We start from the raw sequence: 13,510 nt of genomic DNA, 5'->3' as shown, positions 1-13,510 counted from the left end.
AGAGCGCGTGCTCACTGTCGGTGACAAGTTCCCCGAGTTCGACCTGACTGCTTGTGTTTCGCTGGAGAGCGGCAAGGAGTTCGAGCAGATCGACCACAAGACCTACGAGGGCAAGTGGAAGATCGTCTTCGCGTGGCCGAAGGACTTCACCTTCGTGTGCCCCACCGAGATCGCCGCCTTCGGCAAGCTGAACGAGGAGTTCGCCGACCGCGACGCGCAGATCCTCGGCTTCTCCGGTGACTCCGAGTTCGTGCACCACGCCTGGCGCAAGGACCACCCGGACCTGACCGACCTGCCCTTCCCGATGCTGGCCGACTCGAAGCACGAGCTCATGCGTGACCTCGGCATCGAGGGCGAGGACGGCTTCGCCCAGCGCGCCGTCTTCATCGTCGACCAGAACAACGAGATCCAGTTCACGATGGTGACCGCCGGTTCCGTGGGCCGTAACCCCAAGGAGGTCCTGCGGGTCCTCGACGCCCTGCAGACCGACGAGCTGTGCCCCTGCAACTGGACCAAGGGCGAGAACACCCTGGACCCGGTCGCGCTCCTCTCGGGCGAGTGAGCTGACACCGACATGGCACTCGACGAACTGAAGGCCGCCGTTCCGGACTTCGCCAAGGACCTGAAGCTGAACCTCGGTTCGGTCATAGGCAACAGCGATCTCCCGCAGCAGCAGCTCTGGGGCACCGTCCTCGCCTGCGCGATCGCCTCGCGCTCGCCGAAGGTGCTGCGCGAGCTGGAGCCGGAGGCCAAGGCCAACCTCTCCGCCGAGGCGTACACCGCGGCGAAGTCGGCCGCCGCCGTCATGGCGATGAACAACGTCTTCTACCGGACCCGGCACCTGCTGTCGGACCCGGAGTACGGCACGCTCCGTGCGGGCCTGCGGATGAACGTCATCGGCAATCCGGGCGTGGAGAAGGTCGACTTCGAGCTGTGGTCGCTCGCCGTCTCCGCGATCAACGGCTGCGGCCAGTGCCTCGACTCCCACGAGCAGGTGCTGCGCAAGGCCGGCGTGGACCGTGAGACCATTCAGGAAGCCGTCAAGATTGCTTCGGTGATCCAGGCGGTCGGCGTGACCCTCGATGCCGAGGCCGTGCTCGCCGAGTAACACCGCAGTACCCCTGATACGAGAAGGGCCCCGAGGACGACCGACCGTCTTCGGGGCCCTTCTTTTCACTTCTGCGGTGCGCCGTCGCCGTCCTGGTCCTCGTCCTCGTCCGCGGGAAGCGCGTCCGAATCCTTGGAGAGCGGCCCCGGCGCCGGGACCGCTGCCACCGCGAGCGCCGAGGCCCCCTGGGACGGTGGCATGCGGCGCCGGGCCTCCTCCCGCCCGTACGCCCGCAGATAGCCGACCACCGTATTGGTCACGGCGACCAGCGGTACGGCGACCACCGCGCCGCCGATGCCCGCGATCATGCCGCCCGCGGCGACCGAGAGGACCACGGCCAGCGGATGGACCCGGACCGCGCGGCCGAGGATGAACGGCTGGAGGATGTGGCCCTCGATCTGCTGCACCAGAAGGACCACGGCCAGCACCAGCAGTGCGGTGAACACGCCCTCGGTGACCAGTGCGACGACCACCGCGAGGGCCCCGGAGACCACGGCGCCGACCAGCGGGATGAAGGCGAACAGGAAGATGAAGACGGCCAGCGGTACCGCCATCGGCACATCGAGGCAGTAGATCCCCAGCCCGATGAAGATCGCGTCGATCAGCGCGACGATCACCGTGCCCCGCACATAGGCGGTCAGTGTGCGCCAGGCGCGCGGGCCGGCGCCCGCGACGCCCGGCCGCGCCTGGGCGGGCACGAGCTTGAGCACCCAGTGCCAGATGCGCTTCCCGTCGTACAGGAGGAAGAGCGTCGAGAACATCGCCAGCAGCATCCCGGTGAGGAACTCCACCATCACGGTGACGCCCTGGAGCCCGGCGGAGGTGATCTCCTCGGTGTTGGTGCCGATGGTGTCGCTGAGGTTCTTCGCGATGTCGTTGATCTGCGACTCGGTGACATGGAAGGGGCTGTCGAGCAGCCACTGCTTCAGCTCGTCGATACCGGCGCGGACCTTGTCGGACAGCGTGTCGAGGTTGTCCATCACCTGCCACACCACGAACCAGCCGACCAGCCCCATGATGACGAAGCCGAGAATCGCGGTGACGGCGGTGGCGAGCCCGCGCGGCAGCCCGAGCCGCCGCAGCCGGACCACGGTCGGCTGGAGCATCGCGGTGACGAGCAGAGCCGCGACGAAGGCCAGCACGACGAGCTGCACGGCGCTGATGACCCGCATCATCACCCAGAGCGTGCCCGCCAGGACCAGCAGCCGCCAGCCGGCCTCGGCCGCGACCCGCATCCCCCACGGAATCGCCGCGACCGGATCGGGCCTGGCGGCGACGGAGGGGGCGTACGAGGGTGGTGCGGGCACCGATCCGGGAGCCCCGGTCTCCGGCTCACCGCCGGCCGCCTCGCTCCGGCTGCGCGACGCGCGTTCGTCGTCGTCGGACTCGGCCTGCGCCCGCCGCTCGTCCAGGCGCGTGCCCAGCTCGGTCAGTTCGGCACCGACCCGCCCGAGCCACCTCGGCAATTTCGACATTCTGGTCCCTTCCCCCACGATCGTCCCGTCACTCCCACGGGACGTCCGATGGTGACCGTACACGCGTGAAGCCCCCCACCGTAGGACGGCGGGGGGCTTCACGGGGTTGAGGGCGGAACCTGCAGCTCCGCCACTCGTCCTAGTACCAGTGGTTGGCCTGCCAGAAGGACCAGGCGCCGCACGGGCTGCCGTAGCGGCCGTCCATGTAGCTGAGGCCCCACTTGATCTGGGTGGCCGGGTTGGTCTGCCAGTCGGCACCGGCGGACGACATCTTGGAGCCCGGGAGCGCCTGGACGAGCCCGTACGCCCCGGAGGACGGGTTGCTCGCCCGGTAGTTCCAGGTCGACTCGTGGTTCACGATGTTGCTGAAGCACTGGAACTGGTCCGCGGGGATCATCTGGCGGGCCATCGCCTGGACTTCGGCCACGCTGTACGAGCCCTGCGCGGAGAAGGAGGAGGCGTCACGGACGGACGAACGGCTCGCACGCTCCGCGTCGTCCTTCTTCTTCTGACGCTCGGCCTCCAGCTTGTCCTCGGCCGCCTGCTTCTTCGACTTGGCGTCCTTGGCGGCCTGGATGCGGGCCGTCTCCTCGGCGGACTTCTTCGCGGCGGCGTCCGCGGCGGATGCCTGGGCATCGGCCTGCTGCGTGAGCGAAGCGGTCTGCACCTGGGCCTGCTGGCCCGCGGGGATGTCTGCGAGCAGCGTGGTGTCGGCTGCGGCCGTCTCGAAGTTGTTGTCGTCGGCAGCGGGAGTGCTGCCCGAAGCAACGCCTACGACGGCGCCTACGGTGGTGACCGCGGTGGCAGATGCCACGGCGAACCCCCGGACCGAGATCCGGCTCACACGGTGTCCTTCCAGCATCGCCCGCTTAGGTGACCTCGCGGGCGCAATCGTGCCCTTGACACTGGCCTCCCTACTGCTTGGGTCACGGGAGGCACGGGCCCGGTGGGCATCTCCCTTGCGAGGAGTGCCGCGTGGTGCTCGCGGGCGGCATACGGACGGCGATTGTTGAGTTGTGTGGTGTGCGGCACCTCTGGAGGTGCCTGTGTGCCGTATGCGGGGCCTGACGGAAGCAAGACTCTGCCCGACGGGAACGCGTGAGGCAATTCTGTGTTGCGTGGGAAAGCTCACACCTCGTTTGGGTGCTCCGTTTCGTGGAAATGACGGCACAACACGAAGCCGCCCGGCTAAGCTCCTTGGCTCGCCGGGCGGCATCAATGGGTCATCCCGTGTCAGATCTGGCCTTCCTCCAGCATTTCGGTCACCAGTGCGGCGATCTGCGAACGCTCGGAGCGTGTCAGCGTGACATGGGCGAAGAGCGGATGGCCCTTCAGCTTCTCGACGACGGCGACGACTCCGTCGTACCGCCCGACCCTGAGGTTGTCCCGCTGTGCCACGTCATGCGTGAGCACCACACGGGAATTCGCCCCGATCCGTGACAACACGGTCAGCAGGACATTCCGTTCGAGCGACTGCGCCTCGTCCACGATCACGAACGCGTCGTGGAGCGAACGGCCCCGGATGTGGGTGAGCGGCAGGACCTCCAGCATCCCGCGCCCCAGCACCTCCTCGATCACCTCGCGCCCGGCGACCGCCGAGAGCGTGTCGAAGACGGCCTGCGCCCAGGGGCTCATCTTCTCGGCCTCGCTGCCGGGGAGATAGCCGAGCTCCTGCCCGCCGACCGCGTAGAGCGGACGGAAGACCATCACCTTCTTGTGCTGCTGACGCTCCAGCACCGCTTCCAGCCCCGCGCAGAGTGCCAGGGCCGACTTGCCGGTGCCCGCCCGGCCGCCCAGCGACACGATGCCGACGTCCTGGTCGAGGAGCAGATCCAGGGCGATCCGCTGCTCGGCGCTGCGGCCGTGGATCCCGAAGGCCTCCCGGTCGCCCCGCACCAGCCGCACATTGCCCTCGGGGGTGACCCGGCCGAGCGCCTTGCCGCGCTCCGACTGGAGGACCAGTCCGGTGTGCACGGGCAGCTCGGCCGCCTCCGGGATGTAGAGCGTCTCCTCGCCGAACAGCAGGTCCACCTGCTCCCCGGAGAGGGACAGTTCGGACATGCCGGTCCAGCCGGAGTCGGTGATGGCGAGTTCGGCGCGGTACTCCTCGGCGAGGAGGCCGACCGAGGACGCCTTGATCCGCAACGGGAGGTCCTTGGAGACGACGGTGACGTCGTACCCCTCGGCCTGGAGGTTGCGCGCGACCGCGAGAATCCGTGAGTCGTTGTCCCCCAACCGGTAGCCGGCGGGCAGTACGCCGGGATCGGAGTGGTTGAGTTCGACACGGAGCGTCCCGCCCAGATCCCCGAGCGGGATCGGGGCATCCAGTCGGCCGTACCGGACCCGGAAGTCGTCCAGCAGGCGGAGCGCCTGCCGGGCGAAGTACCCGAGCTCGGGATGGTGCCGTTTGGCCTCCAACTCCGTGACCACCACGATCGGCAGCACGACTTCGTGCTCGTCGAAGCGGGCCATGGCGTTGGGGTCGGCCAGCAGGACGCTGGTGTCGAGAACATAGGTGCGCCTGTCGGGCATGCGGCGCTTAGTGCTGGTCACCACGGAAGGACGTACCCCCTCGGACGAGGTCGGGGAGTGCGACGGACGTCGCGGAACTTCCCAAAGGGAGAGGACGGACCGGGTTCTGGACCCTGCGCGAGGGCCGAACGCCGGCCCTCCGCGTCGGCCGCACGATACGTACGGTCCTTCGTGTGCAAAGGGCCTCCCGGGCGAGCGGGCTGGGTGCCGCTCACTTGGATACGACATCCGCCTGGTTACTGACCGGACGTCGACCTGTCAGGGGTATTCCCTCGAACACGCGAAGCCATGCCCCCGCATATGACACGGTGCGGAACAGTCCTGGTGGACGTGGGGTGACGGCCCGGTTCCGGCACCTTCGCGCAGCACTGCGAAACCCCCGCGGGACCCCTATATAGAGGAGTGGGTACGCGGGGGCGCAGAGGGCGTGCGGGACGGGTACGCGCGGGGGCGCGCTCAGGCGCCGTAGCGCCTGCCGCGTGCCGCGTAGTCACGCAGCGCGCGAAGGAAGTCGACCTTGCGGAAGGCCGGCCAGAAGACTTCGCAGAAGTAGTACTCCGAATGCGCGCTCTGCCAGAGCATGAAGCCCGACAGCCGCTGTTCCCCGCTGGTACGGATCACCAGGTCCGGGTCCGGCTGCCCGCGGGTGTAGAGGTGCTCGGAGATCAGGTCGGTGGAGACGACCTCCGCCAGCTCCTCGAACGTCGTGCCCTTCTCCGAGTGCTCCAGCAGGAGCGACCTGACCGCGTCCGCGATCTCCTGGCGGCCACCGTAGCCGACTGCGACATTGACGATTATTCCGTCGATATCGGACGTCGCCTCCTGCGCCTCCTTGAGGACGGTCTGCGTACGGGCCGGCAGGAGGTCGAGCGTGCCGACGTGATGGACCCGCCACCGCCCGTCCGCCGCGAGGTTGCGCACGGTGTTCTCGATGATGCCCAGGAGGGGGATCAGCTCGGCCTCGGGCCGGTCGAAGTTGTCCGTGGAAAGCAGCCAGAGGGTGACGACCTCGACATCGGTCTCACTGCACCAGCCGAGCAGATCGGAGATCTTGTCCGCACCTGCCTGGTGCCCCTGCACGGCCGAACCGCCGGACGCCTTCGCCCATCGCCGGTTGCCGTCGAGGATGACCCCGATGTGTTTCGGTACCTGGGCGTGATCCAGGCGGCCTTCCACCCGGCGCGCGTAGAGCCCGTACACCAGGTCACGCAAGTTCACTGAGTTCACCCTCTCGGTTCCGTACGGGCCGCAGGCCCGTCCGCCCCGTCGCCGGGGGTACGGGGCCCGTCCCCCCGTGGGGGGATCGCCACAAGGTCCGCACGGTCCGCAGGTATTCACCGCGCCGCACATCGGCATTCCCCGAAGCCGCCACATTACTGCGAGCGGGTCACGGGGGCCCAACCCGGTCTGTCACAACACCGTGATAAAGAGACAAACGTGACTGATTCTCTTCCCTACCGCGCCGCCGGCTCGCGCTACGACTCCATGGAGTACCGCCGCACCGGCCGCAGCGGTCTCAGACTGCCCGCGCTCTCGCTCGGCCTCTGGCACAACTTCGGGGACGACCGCGCGCTGGATTCCCAGCGGGCGATCCTCCGCCGCGCCTTCGACCTCGGCGTGACCCACTTCGATCTGGCCAATAACTACGGCCCGCCGCCCGGCTCCGCCGAGCTCAACTTCGGCAAGCTGTTCCGGCAGGACTTCGCCCCGTACCGCGACGAGCTGATCATCTCCACCAAGGCCGGATACGAGATGCACCCCGGCCCGTACGGCGAGTGGGGCTCCCGCAAGTACCTGCTGTCCTCCCTCGACGCCTCGCTCAAGCGGATGGGGCTCGACCACGTCGACATCTTCTACTCGCACCGCTTCGACCCGGACACCCCCCTTGAGGAGACGATGGGCGCGCTGGCGTCCGCCGTGCACCGGGGCAAGGCGCTGTACGTGGGGGTGTCCTCGTACACCGCGGAGCAGACCGCCGAGGCCGCCCGGCTGCTCAAGGAGATGGGTGTCCCGGCCCTGATCCACCAGCCCTCGTACTCGATGATCAACCGCTGGATCGAGGACGACGGGCTGCTGGGCACCCTGGAGACGGCGGGCATGGGCTGCATCTCCTTCGTACCGCTCGCACAGGGCCTGCTCACGAACAAGTACCTGACGGGCATCCCGGCCGGCTCGCGCGCCACACAGGGCAAGTCCCTCGACCCGGACCTGCTCTCGGACGAGGTGCTCCGCCGCCTCAACGGACTCGACGGCATCGCCCGGCGCCGGGGGCAGTCGCTCGCCCAGCTGGCCATCGGCTGGGTCCTGCGCGACAGCCGGATGACGTCCGCCCTGATCGGCGCGTCGAGCGTGGGGCAGCTGGAGGAGAATGTGGCCGCACTGGCCGCACCGCCGCTGTCCGCCGAGGAGTTGAAGGAGATCGACACCTTCGCCGTGGACACCGCGGGGACCAACATCTGGGCCGGACGGAGCTGACACCGGGCCGTCGCCGCACCGGCCAACAAAAAACGGGCCGGTCCGTGGGGGGGATACGGACCGGCCCGAGGGGGGGGTTTCCACCATAACCCTTCGTAAGTGATGCTGCGTGCCACGCCACTCGACAACTACTCTCCGAATTCGGCGGACTGCGTTCCGGACGGAGGGCGGGGGTACCGCAGGCCCCTGATGCCCTGTCCGGGACGTACGAACGGCTGCGGGCGCCGGCTTGACGCACCGGCCGGGAGCCTCGCGCGAAGAGGACGGATTCCGGCCTATTGCGGCCCTAGATTCGGGCGCATGACGACACGAACCGCCACCGTGACCGTGACCTGGCCCGAGGCGAACGCGCGGCGGCTGTCCCGCCAGCACGTGTACCCCGACGCCTCGTCGGAGGCCGGGTTCTCGGCGCCCGGGGCCGTGGGCGCGATGCTCGGGGCACACGCCCAGGTGATGTCCGCCGCCGAGCTCTCCGTGGGGCTGCGCGCCGACGGGCTGACCCGGACCGGCGTGCGTACGGCACTGTGGACCGACCGCACCCTGGTCAAGACGTTCGGGCCGCGCGGCACCGTCCATCTGCTCCCCGCCGGTGACCTCCCGTTCTGGACCGGCGCCCTGTCCGCCGTACCCACCGGCACCGGCCCGTTCGCGAAGGACGCCCGGATGACACCGGACCAGGTGGAGGCGGTCGTCACCGCCGTCGCCGACGCCCTGACCGGCCGGGAGCTGACGATCGACGAGCTCTCCGACGAGGTCGTCGCCCGGACCGGGCCGTGGGCCGGGGACCCGGTGATGCCGGCGTTCCAGGCGATGTGGCCGCGCTGGCGCCAGGTGCTGCATCTGGCGGGTCACCGGGGAGCCCTGTGCTACGCCCCGAACCGCGGCCGCAAGGCCACGTACACCAACCCGGGCAGCACTCCCCTGCCCGGCCCACGGGCTCTGGCCGCCCTGGTGGAGCGCTATCTGCACGCGTACGGGCCCGCCACGCCCGCGCACTTCGCGAAGTGGCTCGCCGCGCCGAAGCGCTGGGCCGACGAGCTGTTCGCCTCCCTGTCCTCGGCAGGGGCCATCGAGGAGGTGGCGTTCGAGGACGCCGGAGCGGCCTGGGTGGTGGCGGGCGACACCGCGTTCCCGGACGGTCCGGTACGCGGGGTGCGGCTGCTCCCCTACTTCGACGCGTTCACCATCGCCTCCCAGCCCCGCGAGCGGCTGTTCCCGGGCGTCGCGTACCAGCGGGCCCTGGCGGGCGGCCAGGCGGGGAACCACCCGGTACTGCTGGTGGACGGCGAGGTCGCCGGGGTCTGGCACCAGCGTCGCTCGGGGCGCCGGATCGCGGTGACGGTGGAGCCCCTGACCCCGCTGAGGCCCGCACAGCTGCGGGCGCTGGAGGAGCAGGTGGAGCGGGTGGCCGCGGTACTGGAGGGGAAGGCGGAGCTGACGGTGGGGAAGGTGACGGTGGGGGCGCACGCGTAGGACGGCGGAGGGAAGGCGGGGGCGACACCGGTCCCCGTGCCTCAGTGACGGTCGAAGCGGACCGCCATCGTGTCCCCTCCGGCGACCACGAAGTCCCCGTCCTCGCACCGGATGACGGCCTCGCGCACCTCGCCCTTCTCGTCCCGGCGCTCCCGCGTACCGATGACCGTCCACGCTCCCCCGTACGGCACCGGGGGAAGATTCGTCACGGCGGCGTGCTGCCACTGATTCGCCGGTACACACCATGCGGGCAGCTCCGGCCAGGCGCCGGGGGTGACCCGCAGCGTCCCGTCGGAAGCGCAGGTCAGCAGCACCGACTGACCGTCCGGGATCACGAACTCGACGGCCTCCGGCTCGCCCGCGCGGCCCTCCGGCCGGTAGAAGACGCCCTGGACCTCGGTGATGCGGGCGCCCCGGAGCCATTCGGGCCTGCCGTGCCGCGGACGGCCCGCCGGCCCGCCGGGCTCTTCCCTCTCCACCGTCATGACCTGCCCACCCCTCCACTGCGCGCTCCGCCACCAGGGTCGCACCGCCCTTGGGTAGGACGGCCGTGGAGCGCATCCCGTTGCCTGCGGTGCGGTCATGAACTGACGTACGTGGTGAGCGGGTTGACACCGGCACGGCGGCCGGGCGGGCCGTGCGGGCCCGGGTTCGGGGCTAGAGCGGCTTGCGGGCCTCGATCAGGAAGCGGGTGGTGTGGGCGACGAACGGGCCCTCGGCCTCGATCTGCCGGTGCAGGGCGGCCAGCCGCGGGCGGTAGCGCTCGACCGTGAAGCCCGGCACCATCCAGATCACCTTGCGCAGGAAGTAGACGACGGCCCCGATGTCGAAGAACTCGGTGCGCAGCCGTTCCGGCCGCAGATCGACCACGTCGAGACCGGCCGCTTCGGCGGCGGCACGCGCCTGCTCCGGGTCACGGGCCCCGCGCACCTCGGGCGGCTGCGGGCCGAGGAAGTACTCGACCAGCTCGAAGACGCTCGCCGGTCCGACCTGCTGCGAGAAGTACGTGCCGCCCGGCGTCAGGACCCTGGCGATCTCCTCCCACCAGGTGGTCACCGGGTGCCGGCTGACCACCAGGTCGAAGGCCGCGTCCCCGAACGGCAGCGGCGGCTCGTCCTCGTCCACGACGACGACGGCACCGCGCGGGTGCAGCAGGGCGGTGGCCTTGGCGACGTTGGGGGGCCAGGACTCGGTGGCCACCGTCAGCCGGGGGAGCTTCGGCGCGGCGGCCAGGACCTCGCCGCCGCCGGTCTGGACGTCGAGTGCGGCCTCCGCTCGGGCCAGCCGGTCCGCCATGGCACGGGCGTATCCCCAGGAGGGGCGCTGCTCGGTGGCCCGGCCGTCGAGCCAGGAGAAGTCCCAGCCGTCCACGGAGACGGCGTCGGCCTCGGCGACGAGGGCATCGAACCGCGCGTCGGAGGCTGCGGAGGAGGGGGTGGACTGTTCGGGCATACGCGCATCGTGGCAGGTGGACACGGAGGTACGCGACCGCATTCCGTGCCGGGCACGGCGGGTGACGGGTGGCGGGCCGGACGGGTGCGGGCGCGGGGCGGCGTACGTGGTCCGGACGGGTGCGGGCGGGGGTGCGGCACACGTGGTCAGGACGGGCGCGGGTGCGGCGTACGTGGTCCGGGCAGGCGCTCAGGCGGCCAGGGCGCCCAGCAGCAGACCGACGAGCGCGCCCGCGATCATGAACGGGCCGAACGGGATGCCGGTCCTGCGTCCGGCGCGGCGCAGGATCACGAGCCCGAGCCCGTACGCCGCCCCGAACAGGAACCCTGCGAAGCCCCCGACGAACAGCACCGCCCAGCCGTACCAGCCCAGGGCGACGCCGAGGGCGAGGGCGAGCTTCACATCGCCGAAGCCCATGCCGTTGGGGTTGATCAGGAAGAGCAGGAAGTAGAAGCCGCCGAGGGCGAGGCCGCCGAGCAGTGCGGAGGTCCAGGATCCGGCGTGTTCGGGGAGCAGGGAGACGGTTCCCAGGAGCAGCGCCGCAGCGGCGGCCAGGGGCAGGGTCAGCGGGTCGGGCAGCCGGTGGACGCGGCGGTCGACGACGGCGAGGAGCACGGCGACCGGGGCGAGCAGCAGCCAGACCGCGAGTTCGGGCCTGAGCCCGGCGCCGGCCGCCAGCGCGGCGCAGGCGAGTGCGGTGACGGCAGGGGCGAGGATGCCGGGGGCGTAGCGGCCGGTGCCCGGAACCGGGGAGCCGGTCGCCTCCGCAGTCGCGTCACGGCCCCCGTCGCCCTCACGGCCGCTCTCGCCGTCGCGGCCCCCGTCACGCTCGCCGTCGTGATCGCCCGGTGCCACCGGCCGGGAGACCGGGACGACCGCCACGGCGCAGGCCGTGCACCGTGTCGAGCCGAGCCAGCCGCGGGCGGGTCCGGTGAGCGGGTGCCCCGCGGGGCAGGTGTCGCGCCAGGGCTCCTCCGGCTCGACGGAGAACCGGTACGCGGCACGCGGGATCAGCAGCCCGGTGGCGGCGCCCCACAGGGCGGCGACGGCGATCAGCGTTGCGTCCACACCTGGACCTTAATCGGGCGGTACGACAAGGGGCTTGGGCCCTGGGGCCCACTGGTGGCCGTTCGGGACCCACGATCCGGCGCCGGGGGCTACGGTCGGTGCCCATGAGGAAATGGCGCGATGGCGACGCAGTGCTCACGGTCGGCGCGGACACCGGGGAGCGTGAGGTTCCGCTGCGGATAGCGGCCTCCTACCGGGCCCGTACCCGGGGGCTGCTCGGGCGGGACGGGATCGACGGGGCGCTGATGCTCACGCCGTGCGGGAGTGTGCACACCTTCCGGATGCGGTTCACCATCGATGTGGCGTACCTGGACCGGAAGTTCAACGTGCTGGCGGTCCGCACGATGAAGCCCGGCCGGCTCGGGCTGCCGCGGCTGCGCGCCCGGCATGTGATGGAGTCGGAGGCCGGGGCGATGGAGCGCTGGGGGCTGCGGCCGGGCGCGCGGGTCGAGGTCCACGTGACGGCCGGGAGCGACGCGTAGCCGCTCTCCCGCGTCGCGGCAGTCGCGGGGCACGGTGTGACGATGGGCGGCCCTCGCGCGACGGGGCCGCCGCCGTCAGCGGTGGGACGCCTTGGTACCGCGGGCGGGGCCGGGGAACTCCGCGCGGGTTCCAGTCATCTCTGTCACCCGCGCGCCTGCGGGCGGGAGCGGGTCAGAAGCGCGCGTGGCGGGTGCCGAGCCCGCGGCCGACCAGCGGGCCGACGGTGCGGATCAGCTTCAGCTGGGTGGAGCGCAGGACGCGCACGGTGAGGTCGTCGGGCCAGCCGGTCGTCGTGGCCCACCCGTATCCGGAACCGACCACCTCACTGGCGAAGGCGAGTTCGGTGGCCAGCAGCGCACGCGCCCAGTCCATCGGCTCCAGGGCCTGCCGCGCGGCCAGCGCACCGCGGATCCGGATGCCCCGGTCGTACAGGTCCTCGGTGCCGGCGAAGCCCATGGCGACGGCGAACTCCTCCGTACAGCGGGCCGGACCGGTCCATTCGATCAAGCCCTGCTGGAGGAGCTGGGACTCCTCCTCGGTCAGCGTGAGCTGCTCCGCCGTCTGCACGTGTTGCCGTCACCTTCTGGTAGCGGTCCGGCCCGGCACCATGGGGGAGCGCCGGGCCGGACCCTGATCCGGTACCAAGGTGACGCTAACCGCCCAGGTCGCGGACGTCTTGGGCCCCAGGACCCACTGGCCGCCGGGCTCCATGAGCGGGGTGCCGCGCCGCGTCAGACACTGAGCACCGCGTTCCCGAACACCCGCCACGGGGAGTGCCCCACCGAGTCCAGGACCGCCAGCTGCGGATGTCCGGCGGCGATTTCCTCGCGCACGGCGACGACGTCGGGCCACTCGTCTAGAGACGCCGCGCCGTCGATGACGACGCCGTCCCAGTCGGTGGCGGCCGTCGTGCCCCGCCGGTCGACGACGAAGCCGATGCACAGGACGGATGCCCGCCCGATGGTCCGGCGTATGGCGCTCACGACCCTGTCCTGCTCGGCCGGCGGCAGTTCGCCCAGGCCGAACTCGACGGCCACCGCCCCGCTCCGGGCGCGGCGGATGCGTACGAGGACGTCCGTGGAGCCGCCCACCCAGAGCCGGAACCCGATCTCGGCGAGCCTTTGCAGTCCGGCGATGGACAGCAGCTGTTCGCGGGTGACGGGGGAACGGGCCCCGGCCGACACGGAGTCCTGACTGACCAGGACGGTGCGCCCGGTTGCCGGATGGGCCAGGCGCAGCCCTTCCGCTTCGAGGTCGCCCAGGAGTGTCTGAGCGTCCAGCCGGGTCCAGCCCAGGTGGTACGAGTAGAAGAAGCCGGCACTCATCGACGCCTCACCCCATCACAGCGTGAACATGAATATTCGCGTGCGCAAATTCGACAGTAGGGGTCGATGCCCGGTCGGACAAGCACCACCGGAGATCGATTTGCCTATGGGTATGGCCC

14 protein-coding genes are annotated in these 13,510 nt (G+C 70.8%); 5 read left to right on the top strand and 9 right to left on the bottom strand.

What is annotated here, in order from left to right; genetic code table 11:
- Window positions 1–7 precede the first annotated feature (7 nt).
- Window positions 8–562, top strand: coding sequence for a peroxiredoxin (locus tag OG251_RS25950; RefSeq protein ID WP_073718109.1), 555 nt, complete (start codon window positions 8–10; stop codon window positions 560–562).
- Window positions 563–574: 12 nt separating this feature from the next.
- On the top strand, window positions 575–1,108 hold the full coding sequence (locus tag OG251_RS25945; RefSeq protein WP_073718110.1) for an alkyl hydroperoxide reductase: 534 nt from the start codon (window positions 575–577) through the stop codon (window positions 1,106–1,108).
- A gap of 65 nt (window positions 1,109–1,173) precedes the next feature.
- Here OG251_RS25945 and OG251_RS25940 read toward each other — a convergent pair whose 3' ends face one another.
- From OG251_RS25940 to OG251_RS25925, 4 genes are all read right to left on the bottom strand, one after another.
- Window positions 1,174–2,583, bottom strand: a complete 1,410-nt coding sequence (locus OG251_RS25940; protein ID WP_326679381.1) for an AI-2E family transporter — start codon at window positions 2,581–2,583, stop codon at window positions 1,174–1,176.
- Window positions 2,584–2,722: 139 nt separating this feature from the next.
- Entirely contained in the window at window positions 2,723–3,427 is a 705-nt protein-coding gene (locus OG251_RS25935; RefSeq protein WP_326679380.1) for a lytic transglycosylase domain-containing protein, read from the bottom strand.
- Between the two features lie 389 nt (window positions 3,428–3,816).
- On the bottom strand, window positions 3,817–5,139 hold the full coding sequence (locus OG251_RS25930) for a PhoH family protein (protein ID WP_073718113.1): 1,323 nt from the start codon (window positions 5,137–5,139) through the stop codon (window positions 3,817–3,819).
- Window positions 5,140–5,571: 432 nt separating this feature from the next.
- Complete coding sequence (locus OG251_RS25925; protein ID WP_073718114.1) at window positions 5,572–6,333, bottom strand: isoprenyl transferase; 762 nt, start codon at window positions 6,331–6,333, stop codon at window positions 5,572–5,574.
- A 219-nt stretch (window positions 6,334–6,552) separates the two neighbouring features.
- Here OG251_RS25925 and mgrA point away from each other — a divergent pair, with 219 nt between their 5' ends.
- Window positions 6,553–7,590, top strand: a complete 1,038-nt coding sequence (gene mgrA / locus OG251_RS25920) for an L-glyceraldehyde 3-phosphate reductase (RefSeq protein WP_326679379.1) — start codon at window positions 6,553–6,555, stop codon at window positions 7,588–7,590.
- A gap of 300 nt (window positions 7,591–7,890) precedes the next feature.
- A complete protein-coding gene (locus OG251_RS25915; protein ID WP_326679378.1) occupies window positions 7,891–9,063 on the top strand; it encodes a winged helix DNA-binding domain-containing protein in 1,173 nt (390 codons plus the stop codon).
- 41 nt (window positions 9,064–9,104) lie between these two features.
- Here the strand turns inward: OG251_RS25915 and OG251_RS25910 are convergent, their stop codons facing one another.
- From OG251_RS25910 to OG251_RS25900, 3 genes are all read right to left on the bottom strand, one after another.
- Window positions 9,105–9,548 carry a hypothetical protein gene (locus OG251_RS25910; RefSeq protein WP_326679377.1) on the bottom strand — a complete coding sequence of 148 codons (444 nt, stop codon included), beginning with the start codon at window positions 9,546–9,548 and terminating at the stop codon, window positions 9,105–9,107.
- Window positions 9,549–9,720: 172 nt separating this feature from the next.
- Window positions 9,721–10,515 (bottom strand): class I SAM-dependent methyltransferase, encoded by a 795-nt coding sequence (locus OG251_RS25905; protein WP_326679376.1) that lies wholly within the window; start codon window positions 10,513–10,515, stop codon window positions 9,721–9,723.
- 189 nt (window positions 10,516–10,704) lie between these two features.
- Window positions 10,705–11,583 carry an A24 family peptidase gene (locus OG251_RS25900; protein WP_326679375.1) on the bottom strand — a complete coding sequence of 293 codons (879 nt, stop codon included), beginning with the start codon at window positions 11,581–11,583 and terminating at the stop codon, window positions 10,705–10,707.
- 104 nt (window positions 11,584–11,687) lie between these two features.
- On the opposite strand from OG251_RS25900, the gene OG251_RS25895 reads away from it, so the two are divergent.
- The gene (locus tag OG251_RS25895; protein WP_326679374.1) at window positions 11,688–12,065 is read left to right on the top strand and encodes a DUF192 domain-containing protein; all 378 of its coding nucleotides are present in this window, start codon (window positions 11,688–11,690) and stop codon (window positions 12,063–12,065) included.
- 172 nt (window positions 12,066–12,237) lie between these two features.
- On the opposite strand, the gene OG251_RS25890 is transcribed toward OG251_RS25895, so the two are convergent.
- Both OG251_RS25890 and OG251_RS25885 read right to left on the bottom strand, forming a co-directional pair.
- Window positions 12,238–12,633, bottom strand: coding sequence for a hypothetical protein (locus OG251_RS25890; protein WP_326679373.1), 396 nt, complete (start codon window positions 12,631–12,633; stop codon window positions 12,238–12,240).
- 164 nt (window positions 12,634–12,797) lie between these two features.
- On the bottom strand, window positions 12,798–13,391 hold the full coding sequence (locus OG251_RS25885) for a hypothetical protein (RefSeq protein WP_326679372.1): 594 nt from the start codon (window positions 13,389–13,391) through the stop codon (window positions 12,798–12,800).
- Window positions 13,392–13,510: the final 119 nt, after the last annotated feature.

This window comes from Streptomyces sp. NBC_01237 (assembly GCF_035917275.1).
Lineage (GTDB): Bacteria > Actinomycetota > Actinomycetes > Streptomycetales > Streptomycetaceae > Streptomyces.
The sequence above is the reverse complement of the archived record's forward strand: the minus strand, read 5'-3'. Positions and strand labels throughout refer to the sequence as shown.

Bases quoted from the DNA above. Each gene is read 5' to 3' on its own strand.
- OG251_RS25945 (WP_073718110.1), top strand. From the start codon at position 575: ATGGCACTCGACGAACTGAAGGCCGCCGTTCCGGACTTCGCCAAGGAC.
- OG251_RS25940 (WP_326679381.1), bottom strand. From the start codon at position 2,583: ATGTCGAAATTGCCGAGGTGGCTCGGGCGGGTCGGTGCCGAACTGACC.
- OG251_RS25905 (WP_326679376.1), bottom strand. From the start codon at position 10,515: ATGCCCGAACAGTCCACCCCCTCCTCCGCAGCCTCCGACGCGCGGTTC.
- OG251_RS25895 (WP_326679374.1), top strand. From the start codon at position 11,688: ATGAGGAAATGGCGCGATGGCGACGCAGTGCTCACGGTCGGCGCGGAC.
- OG251_RS25885 (WP_326679372.1), bottom strand. From the start codon at position 13,391: ATGAGTGCCGGCTTCTTCTACTCGTACCACCTGGGCTGGACCCGGCTG.
- OG251_RS25910 (WP_326679377.1), bottom strand. From the start codon at position 9,548: ATGACGGTGGAGAGGGAAGAGCCCGGCGGGCCGGCGGGCCGTCCGCGG.
- OG251_RS25915 (WP_326679378.1), top strand. From the start codon at position 7,891: ATGACGACACGAACCGCCACCGTGACCGTGACCTGGCCCGAGGCGAAC.